Source organism: Flavobacterium sp. RSSA_27, from assembly GCF_051547125.1.
Taxonomy (GTDB): Bacteria; Bacteroidota; Bacteroidia; order Flavobacteriales; family Flavobacteriaceae; genus Flavobacterium.
The window spans coordinates 43,198-62,379 of the sequence record NZ_JBPTTN010000002.1 but is presented as its reverse complement, the minus strand read 5'-3'; the positions used below and the strand labels follow the sequence as shown (position 1 = coordinate 62,379).

The window sequence follows — 19,182 nt, the reverse complement described above, 5'->3', positions numbered from 1 at the left end:
TTTGAAAAAGATTGGTTGCCAAAATTTTGATTAAAAAATACACATAATCTCGAAGATTGATTGCTATTTTTATATATAATTAGCTACATTTATGCCTGTTAAATTTGAAAAATGAAATACAAAATATTCCTACTTATTTTTTTAATAATCACTTCTTCTTATGCTCAAAATAAAAACAAAACAATTGGTTTTAAAGAGAATAAAGGCCAAATTATAGACCAAAACGGCAAACCTAATGATGCAGTAAAATATCTTCTAAACTCAGCTGGATTGAATGTTCAAATTAAAACTAATGGCTTTTCATATGATATTTATGAAACCAAAAAACATCCATTAACTGAAAAGCAAAAAGCAAAAATTCATCCATCATTACAACCCGAAAAAAATAAAGAAGTAATTCCTGATTATTCTTTAGAACACATTTACCATAGGATAGACATTGACTTTATGAATTCAAATCCTAATGTAGAACTCATAAAAGAAGAAAAATCGAAAGATTACGATAATTATTATAACGTTCCCAATAAGCCCAATGGTGTTTTGAAAGTGTATAGATACCAACAAATCACCTATAAAAACATTTACCCTAACATTGATGTGGTTTTCACGGTTCCAAAAGACACATTAAAAACCGTAGAGTACAATTTTGTAATCCACCCAAAAGGAAAAATATCAGATATACAATTAAAGTTTAGAGGAGCAGCAACAGCATTAGTTGACAATAAAATCCGAATGAGTGTTCGTTTTGGCGAAATGGAGGAAACCTTACCTGCCAGTTGGACTGAAGATGGAGAAGTAAAAAAAGTCATTGCAGTTGGATATAAAAAAATTAAGAAAAATGTGTATGGCTTTGAAAGTGCTGAAAATGTATCTGGCAAAACTGTGGTAATTGATCCTGTGCCCATTAGGCTATGGGGGACATATTATGGTGGAAATAGCGGGTCTTTTTTAGCAAGGAAAATAAAAGTAGATAAAAACAATCAATTAATTATAGCCGGAGAAACTTCAAGTGCTTACAACATAGCAACTTCAGGTGCATTTCAATCCACTAAAATTTCAATTGGAGACGCCTCGTTCTTTGCTAAATTTGACAATAATGGAATGAGAATTTGGGGTAGTTATATTAACTCCACTTACATTTCTGACCTTGCTTTAAATTCAAATAGTGAAATCTATCTTGCAGGCTCTGATTACCTCGATGGCTCCGGAAATTACCTTACTACTACTGGAGCTCATAAAACTAAAAATTCCGATTTTGCTAAAGATGGAATACTTCTAAAATTTGACGCCAATGGTAATCAAATTTGGGGAACATTGTATGGAGGTACTAGCCATGATTGGATCAACACCATTAGTCTAGATAATCAAGAAAATATAATCTTAGGAGGAGAAACCCACAGTAGGGATGGAATAATTACTACTGATGCATATCAAAATACCAATAATGACACTTTTGGAGGTTGTGGATTTATTGCTAAATTCTCACCAACTGGCAATAGAATCTATGGAAGCTATTTTCCAGGAAAAATAAACTTGTCTACAATAGACAATGACAATAATTTAATCTTTGCAGGTCAATATTTGATTTTGAATGCTAACCAACCCGATATTTCAACTGTTGGAGCACATCAAACTCAAATGCATCATATGGATGGTTTTGTAGTTAAGTTTAATCCAATAGGACAACGAATATGGTGTACTTATTACGGAGGGGATGCTTCTTTTTTTATATCAGTGAATGATTATTTCGATCGTATCACAGGAATTGGTTCTGATAAATTCAACAACATCTATATCTCAGGAACAACAAACAGCATCAATAATATAGCTACAGTTGGTGCCTATAAAGAAAACCTAATTCAGGATGGAGTCAATGCATTTATAGCAAAATTTAATCCTAACGGCGTTAGGCAATGGGGAACATATTACGGTTCAAACTCTTCATCACCATCTAGTCGCGACAAAAGTGAAAGTAGCTGTACATCTGAAGATGGAAATATATACATTACTGGAAATACAAGAAGTACAACAGATATAGCTACACCTGATAGTTACCAAGTAACAACAAATGGTTCTGACGAAGGCTTCATAGCAAAATTTGATACAGATGGAAATCTCAGTTGGGGTACCTACTATGGAGGTGATGGCCAAGACTATATTGAAAGTATTTCTTATAGTCAAGGTAACATTTACACAATTGGTAATACTTTTGGAAGTACAAATTTGGGAACAACAGGCACTGTATTTCCTTCATTATCTGGTGGTAATTTATTTCTTGCTAAATTCCAAGATTGCCTTTCAAACCCCTCAATAACAAGCAACTATCCTATTTGCGTGGGCTCTACTCTAGAACTTAAGGCCTCAGGTGGAACCAATTATTCCTGGACTGGTCCCAATGGGTTTACTTCATCACTACAAAACCCTACAATTACTAATGCTACTGCCATAAATAGTGGCAAGTATTATTGTACCATTACTGGAACAGGAGGTTGTGATGACACAAAAAGCATAGAGGTTTTTGTTGGAGATGTAGGAGCACCTATACCAGATTTAACAACATTGCCTACTATTTCAGGAGACTGTCACACCTCAATTACAACAACCCCAACTGCTACAGATGCTTGTGCAGGAACAATTACAGCTACTTCTGCAAGTCCGCTATCTTATAATTTACCCGGAACTTACACGATTGTTTGGCTCTATCAAGATGGAAATGGAAATTCGGTTACTCAAGAGCAAAAAGTAATTATTAGTGCTCAACCTTTGCCTGTTTCATCCTCTCCCCAAACTTTTTGCATCCAACAAAATGCAACTTTAAATTCTATTGCTATCACTGGGCAAAATGTAAAATGGTATGATGCTTTAACCAATGGAAATGTACTCGATAGTAGTACTCCTTTGCAAAACAGGGTTACTTACTATGCATCACAAACTATAAACGGGTGCGAAAGCGAGAGAATTGCTGTTTTAATCAATATTCAAAATACAACTACACCAATTGCAAATACAAGTCAAACCTTTTGTAGTAATCAAAATCCAACGATTGCAGCTATTCAAGTAACTGGAACCGACATAAAATGGTACGATGCATCTAGTAATGGTTCTTCCATAGCAACAACTACAAATCTTATTGATGGCACAACTTATTTCGCTACTCAAACTATTAATAATTGCGAAAGCCCGCGATTAGGAATTACCGTTTCTATTATAAATACTCCGCCTAACCCAACTGCAAACGCATTTCAATCCTTCTGTAAAAATGAAAACGCATCACTTAATTCCATACAGATATCAGGACAAAATATAAAATGGTATGATAATGCTATTTCGACAGTTACGCTCCCTATTGACAAATTGTTAGTAAACAATACTTCCTATTATGCTTCTCAAACCATAGGTTGTGAAAGTAGTAGAATTCCAATTCTGATTAGAATTCAGGATACACCATTACCATTAGCGAAAAGTATTCAACAATTTTGTATCGATGAAAATCCACTGCTTTCTAACTTAACTATTTCTGGAACTACCATCAAGTGGTATGATGCTCAAGTAGGTGGCAACCTTTTATCAAACACCACTACTCTTCAAAACGGAAAGACCTACTTTGCAACACAGACAATTAATGATTGTGAAAGTGAACGACTAGCAATTACTTCAATTATTCAAGATACTACTCCACCAACAGCAGAAGCAATACAATCCTTTTGTGTCCAAAAAAATGCAAAAATTAGTGATGTATCGATTTTAGGACAAAATATAAATTGGTTCGATAGTCTCACGTCTTCGATAAGTTTACCTGAATCCACTTTACTAACGAATGGAATAACCTACTACGCTTCTCAAACTGTAAACAATTGCGAAAGTAGCAGAATCCCAATTTTAATTACTATTCTTGATGCGACAAATGATGAATGTATTAATTTGGTAGATGAACTTCCATATCCAAAATTCTTTACACCAAACAATGATGGCTTCAATGATACTTGGACAATTGATTTTAACTATTTAGAACCCAACTCTTCCATTAGAATATTTGATCGCTATGGTAAACTGGTCAAAGAATTAAGAAATAATGATTATTGGGATGGAACATATCTTGGTCATATACTCCCATCTACTGACTATTGGTTCGCGGTTACTCGAAAAAACGGTTCTGAATTTAAAAGTCACTTTAGCTTAAAACGATAAAAAAAGAGGCTGTCCGAAGAGTGTGGACAGCCTTTTTTAAATTTAAAATTTATGTTCAACTTTACTGATTACTAATAAAGAAAGTAAAGAAAAACAAGCAGCCCCCGTCAAATAAAACCCCACATACGAAATGTCATAATCCGTAGCCAACCAAATGGCAATCATAGGAGCAAAAGCAGCACCAAATATTCCGGCTAAATTAAAAGTTAAGGAAGCTCCAGAATAGCGGACTTGTGTAGGAAACAACTCAGACAAAAAGGTTCCTAATGGCCCATAAGTAAATCCCATCAACGCCATTCCAATGCAAACAAAAACAGTGACTAGTACAGCACTTCCCGAACTAAGAAAAAATGGAAAGAAAAAACCAAAAACAGCTATGGCAATAGTAGCCCAAACCAGCATTTTTCTGCGCCCAATGGCATCGGCAACCACTGCCGAAACAGGAATAAACAGTGCAAAAAAGAGCACAGAGAACAACTGAATCAACAAAGCATCTCTTTTGGTAAAACCTAAATCAGAGGTTGCCCAACTTAAAGTAAATACCGTCATTAAATAAAAAACCAAAAAAGTAGTCACTGCTGCCAATGTTCCAAAAATCAATTGATTCTTGTAAGAGGTAAGCAAGGTGAAAAACGGAATTTTTACTTCTTTTGCTACTTTTTTAGCCTGCTCAAAAGAAGGCGTTTCAGAAATTTTAGTTCGAATATAAAAACCAACTACGACCAAAAGCGAACTGGCTATAAAGGGAATTCGCCAACCATAATTCATGAAATCTTCGTTGGACATACTATCCGTTAAAAGCAAAAAAGTCCCTCCCGAAAGCAACAAACCTATCGGAGCGCCTAACTGTGGGAACATACCATACCAAGCTCTTTTATTAGGTGGCGCATTTTCGATGGCTAGTAAAACAGCACCGCCCCATTCTCCTCCAAGACCAACACCCTGTCCAAAACGACATAGCATCAACAACAAAGGTGCAACAATACCAATACTAGCATAACTCGGCAGAAAACCAATGGCAACAGTAGAAATTCCCATAGTAAGTAATGCGGCTACCAAAGTAAATTTACGACCTATCTTATCTCCAAAATGGCCAAAAAAAGCCGACCCCAAGGGACGGGATAAAAAAGCAATAGAAAACGTAGCTAGTGATTGCAACGTAGCCATAGTAGCGTCGGTACTCGGGAAAAAAAGTTGTGGAAAAACCAATACTGCGGCATTGGCATAAATATAAAAATCAAAAAACTCGATGGTCGTTCCTATCAAACTACCAAAAAGTACGTGTTGTATTGAATTTTTTCCTTTCGAAGGAGCATCTTGGGTCATTTGTTGTGGTTTTAGTTAGTGGTTTAGAATTACAATAATAAGTTAAAATGCATTGCTATTCAAAAAGGGAAGCCATTTAATTCCGCTTTTTTTGGTAATTTAGCCCTAAATCTATTTCAATTATGCCATCCGACTGTATCAGCTTTCAAAATTCTGGGTATTTTTCATCACTAATCAATGATTATTTAGACCAAAAACCAAACGTACAGCCTTTGTACCATCGATTCCCAACTCTTGAAAATTTTGCTCCTCAAATAGATGAAAAGAAAGCCAACTTCGAAGACAAGAAAAGAGCTGTTTTAGTGGCTACTCTTGAAGCCCAATATGCCAAAATCAAGGCTTCAACGGCAACGTTAAACAACATCAAACTTTTAAATCATTCCAATACGTATACCATTACAACGGGTCATCAACTGAATTTATTCAGCGGACCATTGTATTTTCTATATAAAATCATTTCTACCATCAATCTGACCAAGGAATTACAACAAAAATACCCTGAACAAAATTTTGTTCCCGTCTATTGGATGGCTACCGAAGACCACGATTTTGAAGAAATCAATTACTTTACTTTTAAAGGAAAAAAATTCTGTTGGAACAGAGAAAGTTCTGGACCAGTAGGCCGATTATCTACAGAAGGTCTTGAAGATTTTTTAACCATTTTTGCGCTAGAATTAGGAAGCAGTACCAATGCCGAAACGCTAAAAAAACTATTTCATGAAGCTTATTTGAAGCATACCAATTTAGCAGACGCGACCAGATATTTGGCCAATGCGTTATTTGGTCACTACGGATTAGTCATTTTGGATGCTGATGATTCCAATTTAAAAAGACAATTTATTCCATTCATTAAGGAAGAGGTACTTAAGCAAACTGCTTTTTCAAAAGTGAATGAAACTATTGAGCAATTTGGCAACTATACCGTTCAGGTCAATCCTCGTGAAATCAATTTGTTTTATATAGAAGACAACTTGAGAGAGCGTATTATTTTTGAAAACGGATTGTACAAAATAAACAATACTAAACGCCATTTTTCAGAACAAGAACTACTCGCCGAACTGGAACTTCATCCCGAAAAATTCAGTCCCAACGTAGTGATGCGTCCTTTATACCAAGAAGTTATTCTCCCTAATCTAGCCTATATTGGTGGTGGTGGAGAAATAGCCTATTGGCTAGAATTAAAATCATTTTTTGAAGCAGTAAAGGTGACTTTCCCAATGCTTATTGTGCGTAACTCCGTAGTTTTGGCTACTGAAAAACAGCTAAAAAAAGCTGATGCCTTAGCCTTGACTTGGAGCGATTTATTCCAAAAACAAAACTTTTTAATCAACAACAAAACCAAACAATTATCGGAATTTGCCATTGATATGAGCGATTTGAAACAACAGTTACAACAACAGTTTCAAGTCCTAAATGAACTGACTTCCAAAACCGACCGTTCTTTTGCAGGTGCCGTAAAAGCGCAAGAAGTAAAACAAACTAAAGGTCTCGAACAGCTAGAAAAACGATTACTAAAAGCACAAAAACGAAAATTAACCGATAGTTTGAGCCGAATCACTGCACTTCAAAATGAATTGTTCCCTAACCAAAGTTTACAAGAACGTCAAGCTAATTTTGCTGAGTTTTATTTAGAAAATGGCGAGCAACTACTTCCTAAATTGGTTGAGCAAATTAAACCTTTGTCTACCAATTTTACCATTATTACCTTTTAAAACCAACTTTTTTCATGAGCAAAGACCGACTGATTTCACTGGATGTATTTCGAGGATTAACTATTTTATTAATGACTGTTGTCAATAATCCTGGAAGTTGGTCCACGATTTATGCTCCCTTACGTCACGCCGAATGGCACGGCTGTACTCCAACCGATTTGGTATTTCCATTTTTTGTTTTCATTATGGGAACCGCCATTGCTTTTGCCATGCCAACTAAAACCTACGACAGTTCAACCTTCAACAAAATCTTTGTTCGTTCGTTGCGCATGATAAACCTGGGCTTGTTCTTTAATTTTTTCGGTAAAATTCAGTTTTTAGACCTTGAAGGAATACCATTAATGATTATTCGCCTACTTATAACTGCTATTGTTGGTTATGCTTTAATGGGGAATTTCAATCAAAAAACCAAAACCTATTTGGCCATTGGATGTTTTGTCCTTTTTATGTTCCTTGCTTACAGCGGTATCCCAGCTTATGAAAACGTGCGCCTTCCTGGTGTTTTGCAGCGTATCGGGATTATATATTTCATCGCTTCGCTTTTGTATTTAAAAACTACGCCCAAAATACAACTCATCGTTAGCAGTGTTTTACTACTGGGCTATTGGGCGCTAATGACATTAGTTCCTGCGCCGGGCTTTGTAATTACCAATCTTGAAAAAGGAACCAACTTGGCGACTTGGGTGGACCAAATGGTATTATCAGGACATGTTTGGGAAGCTACCAAAACTTGGGATCCTGAAGGAATTTTAAGTACTATACCTGCCATAGTAACAGGCTTATTAGGTCTTCAAATTGGGCAATTACTCAATAGGAATATCTCCAAAAAATCAAAAGCACAAAAAATGCTTAGCATTGGAGCACTATTACTGCTCTTGGGTTGGCTTTGGAATTTTGTATTCCCCATCAATAAAGCCTTATGGACCAGTTCGTATGTACTTTATACCGCTGGATTGGCAACACTTATCTTGACGATTTTATACTATTGCATCGACCTACTCAATTTCAAAAAAGGAATCACGTTATTTCTAGTTTGGGGAGTTAATCCTATGATTGTTTTCTTTTTGTCCCAAATCATTCCTCAAGCTTTAGTAATGATTTCGATACAAAATCCAAAAGATAAAACTCCAATCGACTTTTGGACCTACAGTTATGAATTTGGAGTTTTGCCTCATTTCCAAAATCCAATGAATGCTTCGCTGGTCTTTGCTTTGCTTTATGTAGGTTTTTGGAGTCTTTTATTGTGGTATTTTTATCAAAAGAAACTATTTTTCAAAGTCTAATCTTGCATTTTTAAAGCTTAACCAAAAAATTGTCTTTAAATTGATTATTTGCTAAAATGTATTCATAAAAAAAGTCTATTTTTGCACCAAATTTTAAAAACACAAAAAATGGCTACAAATAGAACTTTTACCATGATTAAGCCTGATGCTGTAGAAAACGGACACATCGGAAACATCTTAGCAATGATTACTAACGCAGGTTTCAAAATTGTTTCTTTGAAATTAACGCAATTGACTGTTGCTGACGCACAAGCATTTTACGCAGTACACTCAGCTAGACCTTTCTTTGGAGAATTAGTAGAATTCATGACTCGTGGTCCTATTGTTGCTGCCATTTTAGAAAAAGAAAATGCAGTTGAAGATTTCAGAACTTTAATTGGAGCAACTAATCCAGCTGAAGCTGCTGAAGGAACTATCCGTAAAGCTTACGCAACTTCTATCGGAGAAAATGCAGTTCACGGTTCTGATAGCGACGAAAACGCTGCTATCGAAGGTGCTTTCCACTTTGCAGGAAGAGAGCAATTCTAAATCAGTGTTCAGTAAACAGTTTTTAGTGGACAGTAAAATGCACTAAAAACAGTTATCTCATAAAAAAATCCCATTTTGTAATAAAACAAAATGGGATTTTTTATTAACTGAAAATTACAATTCAATAAAGGGTATTTAGTCGCTACAGCAAACTGAACACTAAATTAATGAACACTGAACACTTTTACTTTATCTCAACACCACGTCTCTAACCACATCACGACGCAATTCCTCATTAATCATCGCAATTATTTTCGATTTCCCGTGGCTCAATTCTTCACGTAAAACAGAAGAAGACAATTCAACATGCAAAACGGATCCTTTCAAAATCACATTTTTGGTATAATGATTCACACCGTTCCCCATCAAATTTTTCCAAGCCTCACGTACATCAATCTGGTTTAGTCCCGTTTGCAATTTATTAACTTCAATAATATGCTTCAAAACATCACCTACCGTATTCTGATCATTTAGTCGTTTTGCCATTGTCAATAATTTTTATCGGACCTGTTTTTTTATAGTGATACTCTTTTTGCTCTGCATTCCTCAATACCAATTCCTTTGCGTCAATCTTTACCAATTCCTCTGACCATTGCGCAAAATCAGTCTTGAAATCAAGAAAAATTTGATCATTTTTTTGTCGAACACGAATCGTTTCTACCAAATCATTCGCCTGAAACGTACCGTCCAATTGCGGCATTACTTTCTTTCTAAATCCGGTATCACCTTTAATTTCAAAATAATCAAAACTATCATTGCTCGGGTATTCTTTATCTTCACCTTCTTCAAAAACCACTTTCTCAATCTCCCAATACCCATTCAACAAAGTCACCGATTCCTTCTCAACTTTAGGTTGACACCCTAAAAAAAACAAACAAAGGGTTACTACTACAACTACTTTTTTCATAGAATATATTTAATTTTTATATGGAGCCATTTCCTGCTGTCCACTATATCTTGTCGTCCCGAACCCCGGGGCCACAAGGATGCCGTTCCCATCAGGGCTAGCGTTTACGTGTAAAACCAGACGCAATTGCAAGACCACAAAGTACGAAGAAAACAAATTAGGAAACAAAAAATAGAAGGGTTTCGTTAAACTATTTTTGACTATTTTAGTCCAATCCCAAAACCAAAATAAAAATCATGAAAAAATACTTAACCGCCATAGTTGTCTTGCTAACTTTTGCCAATTGCAGTACAGAAAAAGCCGACACGCCTTCCACCAATCCAACTACGAAGACGTATTTCCCACCTGTAACAGGAACTGTTTGGGAAACCAAAACCATCGAGAGCTTAGGTTGGAAACCCACAGCCGTACAACCTTTATTGGATTATTTAACCCAAAAAAACACGAAAGGTTTTATCATCTTAGTCGACGGAAAAATAGTGCTCGAAAAGTATTTCAATGGCCATAGCGCCAATACACCTTGGTATTGGGCAAGTGCGGGAAAAACACTCACTACTGCTATTACAGGCATTGCACAACAAGAAGGCATGGTAAATAGTAATGCTAAAGTATCGGATTACTTAGGAATAGGTTGGACGAGTCTTCCCCTAGCCAAAGAAAACCTAATCACTAACAAACACCTCCTGACCATGACTTCGGGCATAGAAGACCTTATCAATGGAGATGCCGTCGACCCTACAAGCTTGCAATACAAAGCCGATGCAGGTACGAGATGGGCCTATCATAATGTGTATGTAAAACTACAAGAGGTTATAGCAAAAGCCACAAAGCAAACTTGGTCGGAATACTTCAACGCCAAGCTTAGAGACAAAATTGGCATGGAAGGATCATGGATTCAGATGGACAATAATAGTGTGTATTGGAGCACCACACGAAGCATGGCACGCTTTGGTTTGTTAATGCTTAACAATGGAAAATGGGAAAACAATACCATCCTCAACGAAGCATTTGTATCCGAAGCCACCAACACTTCACAAAATCTTAATCTTTCTTATGGCTATTTATGGTGGCTTAACGGTAAAGACAGTTACCGTCTTCCACAATCACAATTAGAATTCAAGGGAAGTATAATACCAAGCGGTCCAACAGACATGTACATGGCTTTGGGTAAAAACGATCAAAAAATCTATGTAATTCCTAGCAAAAACATGGTAGTAGTAAGAATGGGGGAAGCCGCAGACAATACTAATTTAGCTTTGTCTGACTTTGACGAAGTACTTTGGAATAAAATAAAAGCTTTATATTTATAGTTACTTACTACTAAACTTTTTATAAAGTCCTGCTAAAAAAATAACGATACCAGCGCTTAGGAAAAACCCATGTGCAAAATCTATTTTTTCTCTAAGCAAATTAGCCAACACAAAACAGATCAAACTGATAAAATAAAGAGATAACGGGCTCAAATTTTTCATACCAAACTATTTAAAGAAAGAATCTACAAATTCAAACTTATTAAAGACTTGTAAATCTTCAATGCCCTCACCTACGCCAATATATTTTACAGGAATCTGGAACTGATCCGAAATACCAATCACAACGCCACCTTTGGCCGTTCCGTCTAATTTAGTAACTGCAAGAGAAGTAACTTCGGTAGCAGCCGTAAATTGTTTGGCTTGTTCAAAAGCGTTTTGGCCTGTAGAACCATCTAAAACCAAAAGCACGTCATGTGGCGCATCGGCAACCACTTTTTGCATCACACGTTTCACTTTAGACAATTCGTTCATCAAATTGATTTTATTATGCAAACGTCCAGCGGTATCAATAATCACAATATCGGCATTTTGAGCCACCGCTGACTGTAGTGTATCAAAAGCTACCGAAGCTGGATCGCTTCCCATTTCTTGACGTACAATTGGTACCCCAACGCGATCTGCCCAAATCTGCAATTGATCGATGGCTGCTGCGCGGAAAGTATCCGCTGCACCAAGTACTACCTTGTATCCTGATTTTTTAAACTGATACGCCAATTTACCAATAGTAGTGGTTTTACCCACACCATTTACACCTACCACCATTACTACATAAGGTTTGGTATTGACTGGAATTACAAATTCCGTAGCTTCACCATTATTCGTTTCAGATAACAAACCAGCAATCTCTTCTTGAAGAATTACATTTAACTCATCAATCCCTAAATATTTATCTGTTGCAACACGTTTTTCAATTCGTGATATGATTTTCAAGGTAGTAGCTACACCTACATCCGAGGCTACTAAAATTTCTTCTAAATTATCTAAAACATCATCATCTACTTTAGATTTACCAGCAACAGCTTTGGTTAATTTAGTGAAAAAATTGACTTTGGTCTTTTCTAGACCTTTATCTAATGTTTCTTTCTTATCAGATGAAAATATACGTTTAAAAAAACTCATTGCTATGAAGGATTAGGTGGCATTCAATAAAACAGTCCTTTGACTAAAAGGACGTAAAGATATTAAATAAAAAAGCTACTTCCGAAAGAAAGTAGCTTTGATATATAGGGTTTGTGAATTATTTCTTTTTCAAGAATTCATCAACTGCTTCAGGAGCCATAATAGATTCTACGAATGTATAAGCACCAGTTTTTGGAGATTTTACCATTTTGATGGCTTTTGATAATCTCTTAGAAGCGGTTTGTAACGATGCTACGGTTTTCTTTGCCATGATTCAAATGTTATTTGAAATTTTTATAAAATAAAAATATCTAATTATTACTTAATTTCTTTATGAACAGTTACTCTTTTCAAGATTGGATTAAATTTTTTAATCTCTAATCTGTCTGGAGTGTTTTTTTTGTTCTTAGTTGTTATATATCTTGAAGTCCCTGCAACACCTGAAGTTTTGTGCTCAGTACATTCTAAAATTACTTGGATTCTATTACCTTTCTTTGCCATCTTGCTATATATTTATTTAGGAAAAAGATTATTTTATAAATCCTTCAGACTGCGCTTTTTTCAAAACAGCTGCAATTCCATTTTTGTTAATTGTTTTTATCGTAGATGCTGCTACTCTAAGAGTAATCCATCTATCTTCTTCTGGAAGATAAAAACGCTTTTTCACTAAGTTCACAGAAAACTTTCTCTTAGTTTTATTCATAGCGTGAGAAACGTTATTTCCTACCATCGCTCTTTTACCTGTAAGGTCACAAACTCTTGACATTATGCTTATCTTTTATCGTTATTCAAAATCAGGGTGCAAAGAAAAGAAAAATAAACGGATGAAACAAAAAATTATAACACATTTTTTAAAATTTCTTTTTGCAACATTTCCAAACTCTTAGTAACAGCTCTATCTATGACTTTCTCTCGGGGTTGCCCGAAATTAAAGCCCTCAACTATGACACCATCAGGAGTGGCCAGAGCAATAAAAACGCTACCAACACTAGCATCCGAATCCCCTTTTGTGGGTCCTGCATTGCCAGTTGTAGCGATGACATAATCCGATTCGAAGATTTTTTGACAATTTATTGCCATTTCTTTTGCTACTTCAGCACTAACCACACTATGCGCTTCTATAGTCGACAAAGAGACTTCTAACAACTTCGTTTTCATTTCGGTAGCATAGGCCACCACACTTCCTTTGTAATAATTAGAAGCTCCTGAAACTCCCGTGATGAGTTGTGCAATTTTACCTCCAGTACAACTTTCTGCTGTGGCAAGGGTTTTGTTTTTTTGTGTTAGCAACCTTCCTATCACGACCTCAAGGGTTTCATCCTCGTCATACCCCACGATAATATCCCCAATAAGCGAAGTCAAATGCGCTAATTGATTGTCCAATTCGCTTTCTAAAAACAATCTATCGATTCCTCTTGCAGTCAATCGCAAACGCACTCTACCAGGAGCAGGCAAATAGGCCAATTTTATAAAACTTGGCAGCTTATTCTCCCAAGCTTCAATGCGTTCTGCTACTAAACTTTCGCCTTGACCATAAGTCAAAACGGTTTTATGAATAATAAAAGGTCGCTCATACTCTTTGACAAGCTTAGGCACCAATTGATAATCTACTAAATACTTCATTTCATAAGGTACTCCGGGTAAAGAAACAAAAACGGTTTGTCCTTTTTGAATCCACATCCCAGGAGCAGTACCTACTGCATTATGCAAAACAGTACACTTTGAAGGCACCAAAGCCTGATCTTTATTCATTTGAGACGCTTCCCGCTGTAATGCTCTTTCAATTAAAGCAATTACATGAGCCTCTACTTCTGCATCACGAACAAGCTCGTCTTCAAAATAATCACAAATGGTTTTTTTGGTAATATCGTCTTTAGTCGGTCCTAAACCACCCGTAATAACAACTATATCAACAGTATCTTGTACTAATGCAAAAGTGTTTAAAATAGCCAACTTGTCATCACTAATAGATATCATTTCTTTGATCTCAATTCCTATTCGATCCAAAGCTTTGGCAATATAACCCGAATTGGTATCTACAATTTGACCAATCAGAATTTCGTCACCGATAGTAATTATGATTGCTTTCATTTCTATTTTCTATTAGAGTTTGTACATGCAAAGCGGTTTTGAAAGTAGTTAATTTGGCAGCACTATATATTTTGGTTTAATTTCTCCATAAAGTATCAATTTCCTCTTATACTGTAATTTACTATTATCAGCATTATAATAAAGCATCTCAGTCGCTATTCCTTTTGGAAATAAACGACTTGACACATGGACATCAAAATAGGATGAAAAAATTGGCAATGACGAATAGGATTCAGTACCAGGTTCTACTATATATAAAGCTTGACCTCTATCATACAATTTAGCTTCATTTGATCTTCTATACTTCATACCATACACAGTGTGTGGTTTTGAATCTAGCAACGTATCTGACTTAATCGCAAAATCAAAGCGTTTTACATCATATTTAATTGTTTCAAATTGTTTTTTACTTTTTTGTTTTGGAAAAATGATTGTCTCTGCTTTCAAAAAAGAACTACTCTGAACTTCTGCAGTGATAATATCTCCATTATTATAATATAAATACATTAAACAGCTATCATCATCTTTAAAAAGCACAAAACAATAACAACTATCATCCTTACTATTACTCAAAAAATATTGTTTTTTCAAATTAACCTCACCAACCACCTCATATTCAATCATTCGATCAAAACTAATCTTTTTTTGAGCAAAAACGGTGCTGCAAAAAAACAACACAAATAAAAAAAAACGGATGGTCATTGGTACTGCTAAGGTTCATTTATTATTTTAGTAGATAGATTCTTTCCGGATTTTTCAGAATCACATTCATCAGGAACTAATAACTGCATACTAATTGCTTCCCTCTTCACCAACTTTCTAACAGTAGACACTTCCTGATTAACAGTACTAGCTACAAATTCAACAAAAGGAATACCATTCAAAACACTTCGTTCCCTTTTCCATACCTCTACATCTAAAGTCCTAAAGAAAACAGGCAAATGAAAAGAACTTCCTTTATCAATTATATAATGGGCTCTACTTAGTTTTTTTCGTTTTTCCCTTTCTATCGACTTACTCTTTAGTACATAATGATAATAAGAAACTCCATTAATAACGGTATCACTCAAAGAAGCAAAACCATAATCTTTAGTTCGTAAATTACTAGTAATATGATATTTAACAAACTTGCAAGGAACTGTGATTGATGTCGCTTTTAAAAAATCAGCCTTCGAGAAATAAACTACCGCATGATTGCCTAGAACATCGAAAAAGTTTACTGTAAAGTTCAAAGAATCTTTCTCAACAACACGCATTTTATAACTATTATCCTTAGAATTGGTATAAAAATATTCTTTTAGGACTAAATCTCCTTTCTTGACCTGCAAATCATACGCTAACACATAGTCAAAATTATACGTTTTTTGACTTAATACTGAACCGGATAAAACAAAAAACAAGCCTAAAAAAAAAAGCTTCATATGGAGTAATTTACAAATCAAAATCTTTCTTAATTTCCTTTACCGCTTCTTTTACGCGTTTTTTGACGCTCTTGAATGTTTCAATAATATCTTTTTTTCTTCCTTCTACTTTTGTCCAAGCTTCCACTTGAAGGATTTCTTCAAAAGCCACGTTTAAACCGATCAAATCCAGGGTAGGCTTGATTTTGTGCGCATAAGCATAGGCTTTTTTATGGTCTTTAGTATCAATTCCTTCTTTGATTTTTTTCAAATCCTCCGGAACTTCTGTAACAAAAAGTGTCAAAATTTGTTGCACAAATTCGGGATCATTATCTGAAAGTGCATACACTTTGGAAAGGTTGTATTTTAATGCCATTATTTTACTTGTATTCTAAATAGTTGTTGTCCTTCTAAAAATCCTTCTAAAATATCATTCGGATGAACTGACGCTACTCCCGCTGGGGTACCTGTAAAAATAAGATCTCCTATTTTCAAAGTAAAAAACTGAGAAACATATGCAATCAATTCATCAATAGACCATAACATATGACTAGAACAGCCTTTCTGAACTGTTTGTCCGTTATTGGTTAACTCAAATGTAAGATTTTCTAACGAATTAAATTGCGTTTTAGGTAAAAATTCTCCAATTACTGCTGACCCATCAAAGGCTTTTGCTTTTTCCCAAGGCAACCCTTTTTGTTTTAATTTTTCCTGTAAATCTCTAGCGGTAAAGTCGATTCCAACACCAATTTCATCATAATATTTATGTGCAAACTTGGGTTCTATGTATTTTCCAACTTTACTAATTTTTACAACCAACTCAATCTCGTGATGAATATCTTCCGAAAATTCTGGAATCACAAACGGATGTTGTTTGAGCAAAATAGCTGAATCTGGTTTCATAAAAACCACTGGCTCGGTTGGACGTTCGTTTTTCAACTCTTCTATATGGTTGGCATAATTTCTGCCAATACAAATTATTTTCATATTCTTAGTGAATAGTAATTAGTGAATAGTAATTAGCAAACAAAGCCTATTCACCAATTACTCTTCACTAATCACTCTATTTAGTATTTAACTTTCTTAATTTAATGGCAGTAAGCACTTTTTTGGTATACAAAGGGAAATCGGCATTTTGAATCCAACTAAAATAACCAGGCTCGGTCTCCAAAACCTTTTCGACTTTAGCCCCTTTGTGTTTTCCAAAAGTAAAAATCTCTTCGTTGTCCTTATCAAAGGCTATCATTCCAGCAAAATCAGCAATTTTTTTTCTTGTTGTAAATTCAGACAACACTTTCATGTCGTTTTCCAATTCCGGATATCGATCCAATTGTGCTTTTAAAATCTCATAAGTAGCCATAGTATCGGCTTCTGCAGAATGGGCGTTTTCGAGTGATTTTCCAGTATAAAATTTCAACGCCGCCGCTAATGTTCGTTCCTCCATTTTATGAAAAATAGTTTGAACATCAATTGACACCCTATTTTTCATATCAAAATCAACTCCAGCTCTCAACAATTCTTCTGCTAATAAAGGTATATCAAATCGATCTGAATTGAATCCCGCCAAATCACTATCTTTAATCATCAAATGCACTTGCGAAGCCAATTCTTTGAAAGTTGGCTCATTAGCCACTTTCTCATTGGTTATTCCATGAACCGCAGTAGATTCTGCTGGAATTGGTATTGTGGGATTTACCAACCAAGTTTTGCTTTCTTTGTTCCCGTTGGGATACACTTTAAAAATTGAGATTTCAACAATACGATCTTTACCAATATCAATCCCAGTTGTTTCAAGATCAAAAAAACAAATTGGTCTATTTAATTTTAGTTCCATTTTTGATTATTAAAAGAATACAAATATACTTTTTTAAGCGCGAATACGCACATGCTTTTGTGTCAATTTCAATGAAAACTGATGACTTACAAGGAATTGCATTCCTGCAAATAAAAAACCGACAATTGAAAACATCAATGTCGGTTTTAAAATATTTATTGTAGGGACAATTAAAAATCTCTATTTACGTCAAAAGCTTCTAAATATTCAGCTACTCGTTTCACAAAACTTCCACCTAAGGCACCGTCAACTACTCTATGGTCGTAAGAATGAGACAAGAACATTTTTTGACGAATTCCTATAAAATCTCCTTCTGGTGTTTCGATAACCGCAGGCACTTTTCTAATTGCACCTAAAGCTAAAATTCCAACTTGGGGCTGATTGATAATTGGAGTTCCGAAAACAGAACCAAAAGTTCCTACATTCGTCACTGTGTACGTACCACCTTGTGTATCGTCTGGTTTTAATTTACCAGCTTTAGCGCGATTTCCTAAATCATTTACCGCTTTCGCCATGCCTACCAAATTCAATTGATCGGCATTTTTGATAACAGGAACTATTAAATTTCCGTTTGGTAAAGCGGCAGCCATACCTAAATTGATGTTTTTCTTTTTGATAATAAAATCACCATCAACCGATATATTCATTCCTGGAAAATCTTTCAACGCCTTAGCTACAGCTTCCATAAATATAGGCGTAAAAGTCAGTTTCTCGCCTTCTCTTTTTTCGAAAGCAGCTTTAACTTTGTCTCTCCATTTTACAATATTCGTCACATCAACCTCAATAAATGACTGAACGTGAGCTGAAGTTTGAACAGAAGCTACCATGTAACCCGAAATCAACTTACGCATTCTATCCATTTCAACAATTTCGTCACCTCCATTGACAGAAACTGGCGCTGCTTTTGCCGCTACTGGTACCGCCACAGGAGCGATAGTATCCACCATTAACGATGGGGTTGCAGTAACTTTAGGTTGATTTCCTCTGTTTTTTATGTATTCTAAAATATCTGCTTTGGTAATTCTTCCTTCTTTTCCTGTTCCAGAAATCGTTTGTAGTTCAGCAACAGAAACACCTTCTTCTTTTGCGATATTTTTTACCAAAGGCGACAAAAACTTATCCGATTCGTTAAATTCTACAGCAGCAAGTACCGTTTCTTTAGCTACTTCAATCGCTTTTTCTATAGCAACGGCTTCGTTTGGCACTTCATCAGCTACAACAGTTACTGCGCCCTCCCCTCCTTCGGTTTCAATAATAGCAATCGTTTGCCCAACTTGAACCAAGTCATTTACTTGAAACAATTGTTCTACAAGAACTCCAGAAACTTCACTAGGCACCTCACTATCCACTTTATCCGTTGCAATTTCTAATACTGCTTCGTCTGCTTCAATTTTGTCACCTACTTGTTTCAACCAATTGGTAATGGTTGCTTCTGCAACACTTTCTCCCATTTTCGGAAGCTTTAATTCAAATCTTGCCAT

General features: G+C 35.5%; 19 protein-coding genes. 5 read left to right on the top strand and 14 right to left on the bottom strand.

Going from position 1 to position 19,182, the window contains the following annotated elements:
* Window positions 1–111 precede the first annotated feature (111 nt).
* Complete coding sequence (locus tag ACSVH5_RS03175; RefSeq protein WP_438060016.1) at window positions 112–4,188, top strand: T9SS type B sorting domain-containing protein; 4,077 nt, start codon at window positions 112–114, stop codon at window positions 4,186–4,188.
* A gap of 42 nt (window positions 4,189–4,230) precedes the next feature.
* On the opposite strand, the gene ACSVH5_RS03170 is transcribed toward ACSVH5_RS03175, so the two are convergent.
* On the bottom strand, window positions 4,231–5,514 hold the full coding sequence (locus ACSVH5_RS03170; protein ID WP_438060015.1) for an MFS transporter: 1,284 nt from the start codon (window positions 5,512–5,514) through the stop codon (window positions 4,231–4,233).
* Between the two features lie 122 nt (window positions 5,515–5,636).
* Between ACSVH5_RS03170 and bshC the strand changes: the two genes are divergently transcribed.
* The 3 genes from bshC (at window position 5,637) to ACSVH5_RS03155 (ending at window position 9,037) form a co-directional block, all read left to right on the top strand.
* Window positions 5,637–7,226 (top strand): bacillithiol biosynthesis cysteine-adding enzyme BshC, encoded by a 1,590-nt coding sequence (bshC, locus tag ACSVH5_RS03165; protein ID WP_438060014.1) that lies wholly within the window; start codon window positions 5,637–5,639, stop codon window positions 7,224–7,226.
* A gap of 14 nt (window positions 7,227–7,240) precedes the next feature.
* On the top strand, window positions 7,241–8,509 hold the full coding sequence (locus ACSVH5_RS03160; protein ID WP_438060013.1) for an acyltransferase family protein: 1,269 nt from the start codon (window positions 7,241–7,243) through the stop codon (window positions 8,507–8,509).
* Between the two features lie 108 nt (window positions 8,510–8,617).
* Window positions 8,618–9,037 carry a nucleoside-diphosphate kinase gene (locus ACSVH5_RS03155; protein WP_064715300.1) on the top strand — a complete coding sequence of 140 codons (420 nt, stop codon included), beginning with the start codon at window positions 8,618–8,620 and terminating at the stop codon, window positions 9,035–9,037.
* Between the two features lie 189 nt (window positions 9,038–9,226).
* Here the strand turns inward: ACSVH5_RS03155 and ACSVH5_RS03150 are convergent, their stop codons facing one another.
* Window positions 9,227–9,523: a DUF721 domain-containing protein gene (locus ACSVH5_RS03150; protein ID WP_438060012.1), complete on the bottom strand. Its 297-nt coding sequence runs from the start codon at window positions 9,521–9,523 to the stop codon at window positions 9,227–9,229.
* On the bottom strand, window positions 9,504–9,944 hold the full coding sequence (locus tag ACSVH5_RS03145; protein WP_438060011.1) for a lipocalin family protein: 441 nt from the start codon (window positions 9,942–9,944) through the stop codon (window positions 9,504–9,506). Before ACSVH5_RS03145 ends, ACSVH5_RS03150 begins: the two co-directional genes overlap by 20 nt.
* Before the next feature lie 236 nt (window positions 9,945–10,180).
* Between ACSVH5_RS03145 and ACSVH5_RS03140 the strand changes: the two genes are divergently transcribed.
* Window positions 10,181–11,254 (top strand): serine hydrolase domain-containing protein, encoded by a 1,074-nt coding sequence (locus ACSVH5_RS03140; RefSeq protein WP_438060010.1) that lies wholly within the window; start codon window positions 10,181–10,183, stop codon window positions 11,252–11,254.
* Between the two features lie 168 nt (window positions 11,255–11,422).
* On the opposite strand, the gene ftsY is transcribed toward ACSVH5_RS03140, so the two are convergent.
* From ftsY to ACSVH5_RS03085, 11 genes are all read right to left on the bottom strand, one after another.
* Window positions 11,423–12,376: a signal recognition particle-docking protein FtsY gene (ftsY, locus tag ACSVH5_RS03135; protein WP_438060009.1), complete on the bottom strand. Its 954-nt coding sequence runs from the start codon at window positions 12,374–12,376 to the stop codon at window positions 11,423–11,425.
* Between the two features lie 118 nt (window positions 12,377–12,494).
* The gene (locus ACSVH5_RS03130; protein ID WP_066310049.1) at window positions 12,495–12,647 is read right to left on the bottom strand and encodes a DUF4295 domain-containing protein; all 153 of its coding nucleotides are present in this window, start codon (window positions 12,645–12,647) and stop codon (window positions 12,495–12,497) included.
* 47 nt (window positions 12,648–12,694) lie between these two features.
* The gene (rpmG, locus tag ACSVH5_RS03125) at window positions 12,695–12,877 is read right to left on the bottom strand and encodes a 50S ribosomal protein L33 (RefSeq protein WP_017495179.1); all 183 of its coding nucleotides are present in this window, start codon (window positions 12,875–12,877) and stop codon (window positions 12,695–12,697) included.
* A 28-nt stretch (window positions 12,878–12,905) separates the two neighbouring features.
* Window positions 12,906–13,142, bottom strand: a complete 237-nt coding sequence (gene rpmB, locus ACSVH5_RS03120; protein WP_024980263.1) for a 50S ribosomal protein L28 — start codon at window positions 13,140–13,142, stop codon at window positions 12,906–12,908.
* Window positions 13,143–13,213: 71 nt separating this feature from the next.
* Window positions 13,214–14,467: a CinA family nicotinamide mononucleotide deamidase-related protein gene (locus ACSVH5_RS03115; RefSeq protein ID WP_438060008.1), complete on the bottom strand. Its 1,254-nt coding sequence runs from the start codon at window positions 14,465–14,467 to the stop codon at window positions 13,214–13,216.
* 48 nt (window positions 14,468–14,515) lie between these two features.
* Window positions 14,516–15,169: a hypothetical protein gene (locus ACSVH5_RS03110; protein WP_438060007.1), complete on the bottom strand. Its 654-nt coding sequence runs from the start codon at window positions 15,167–15,169 to the stop codon at window positions 14,516–14,518.
* Between the two features lie 8 nt (window positions 15,170–15,177).
* Window positions 15,178–15,888, bottom strand: coding sequence for a hypothetical protein (locus ACSVH5_RS03105; protein WP_438060006.1), 711 nt, complete (start codon window positions 15,886–15,888; stop codon window positions 15,178–15,180).
* Between the two features lie 10 nt (window positions 15,889–15,898).
* Window positions 15,899–16,243, bottom strand: a complete 345-nt coding sequence (locus tag ACSVH5_RS03100) for an Hpt domain-containing protein (RefSeq protein ID WP_438060005.1) — start codon at window positions 16,241–16,243, stop codon at window positions 15,899–15,901.
* Window positions 16,243–16,854: a fumarylacetoacetate hydrolase family protein gene (locus tag ACSVH5_RS03095; protein WP_438060004.1), complete on the bottom strand. Its 612-nt coding sequence runs from the start codon at window positions 16,852–16,854 to the stop codon at window positions 16,243–16,245. The genes ACSVH5_RS03100 and ACSVH5_RS03095 overlap by 1 nt, the downstream gene beginning before the upstream one ends.
* 76 nt (window positions 16,855–16,930) lie before the next feature.
* Window positions 16,931–17,701: an exonuclease domain-containing protein gene (locus ACSVH5_RS03090; RefSeq protein WP_438060003.1), complete on the bottom strand. Its 771-nt coding sequence runs from the start codon at window positions 17,699–17,701 to the stop codon at window positions 16,931–16,933.
* Between the two features lie 170 nt (window positions 17,702–17,871).
* Window positions 17,872–19,182, bottom strand: coding sequence for a dihydrolipoamide acetyltransferase family protein (locus tag ACSVH5_RS03085; RefSeq protein WP_438060002.1), 1,311 nt, complete (start codon window positions 19,180–19,182; stop codon window positions 17,872–17,874).

What these genes read in the sequence shown, in the direction of transcription:
- rpmG (WP_017495179.1), bottom strand. Translation starts at nt 12,877, where the DNA reads ATGGCAAAGAAAGGTAATAGAATCCAAGTAATTTTAGAATGTACTGAG.
- ACSVH5_RS03140 (WP_438060010.1), top strand. Translation starts at nt 10,181, where the DNA reads ATGAAAAAATACTTAACCGCCATAGTTGTCTTGCTAACTTTTGCCAAT.
- ftsY (WP_438060009.1), bottom strand. Translation starts at nt 12,376, where the DNA reads ATGAGTTTTTTTAAACGTATATTTTCATCTGATAAGAAAGAAACATTA.
- ACSVH5_RS03145 (WP_438060011.1), bottom strand. Translation starts at nt 9,944, where the DNA reads ATGAAAAAAGTAGTTGTAGTAGTAACCCTTTGTTTGTTTTTTTTAGGG.
- ACSVH5_RS03175 (WP_438060016.1), top strand. Translation starts at nt 112, where the DNA reads ATGAAATACAAAATATTCCTACTTATTTTTTTAATAATCACTTCTTCT.
- ACSVH5_RS03110 (WP_438060007.1), bottom strand. Translation starts at nt 15,169, where the DNA reads ATGACCATCCGTTTTTTTTTATTTGTGTTGTTTTTTTGCAGCACCGTT.
- rpmB (WP_024980263.1), bottom strand. Translation starts at nt 13,142, where the DNA reads ATGTCAAGAGTTTGTGACCTTACAGGTAAAAGAGCGATGGTAGGAAAT.
- ACSVH5_RS03105 (WP_438060006.1), bottom strand. Translation starts at nt 15,888, where the DNA reads ATGAAGCTTTTTTTTTTAGGCTTGTTTTTTGTTTTATCCGGTTCAGTA.
- bshC (WP_438060014.1), top strand. Translation starts at nt 5,637, where the DNA reads ATGCCATCCGACTGTATCAGCTTTCAAAATTCTGGGTATTTTTCATCA.
- ACSVH5_RS03170 (WP_438060015.1), bottom strand. Translation starts at nt 5,514, where the DNA reads ATGACCCAAGATGCTCCTTCGAAAGGAAAAAATTCAATACAACACGTA.
- ACSVH5_RS03095 (WP_438060004.1), bottom strand. Translation starts at nt 16,854, where the DNA reads ATGAAAATAATTTGTATTGGCAGAAATTATGCCAACCATATAGAAGAG.
- ACSVH5_RS03160 (WP_438060013.1), top strand. Translation starts at nt 7,241, where the DNA reads ATGAGCAAAGACCGACTGATTTCACTGGATGTATTTCGAGGATTAACT.
- ACSVH5_RS03090 (WP_438060003.1), bottom strand. Translation starts at nt 17,701, where the DNA reads ATGGAACTAAAATTAAATAGACCAATTTGTTTTTTTGATCTTGAAACA.
- ACSVH5_RS03085 (WP_438060002.1), bottom strand. Translation starts at nt 19,182, where the DNA reads ATGGCAAGATTTGAATTAAAGCTTCCGAAAATGGGAGAAAGTGTTGCA.
- ACSVH5_RS03150 (WP_438060012.1), bottom strand. Translation starts at nt 9,523, where the DNA reads ATGGCAAAACGACTAAATGATCAGAATACGGTAGGTGATGTTTTGAAG.
- ACSVH5_RS03115 (WP_438060008.1), bottom strand. Translation starts at nt 14,467, where the DNA reads ATGAAAGCAATCATAATTACTATCGGTGACGAAATTCTGATTGGTCAA.
- ACSVH5_RS03130 (WP_066310049.1), bottom strand. Translation starts at nt 12,647, where the DNA reads ATGGCAAAGAAAACCGTAGCATCGTTACAAACCGCTTCTAAGAGATTA.
- ACSVH5_RS03155 (WP_064715300.1), top strand. Translation starts at nt 8,618, where the DNA reads ATGGCTACAAATAGAACTTTTACCATGATTAAGCCTGATGCTGTAGAA.
- ACSVH5_RS03100 (WP_438060005.1), bottom strand. Translation starts at nt 16,243, where the DNA reads ATGGCATTAAAATACAACCTTTCCAAAGTGTATGCACTTTCAGATAAT.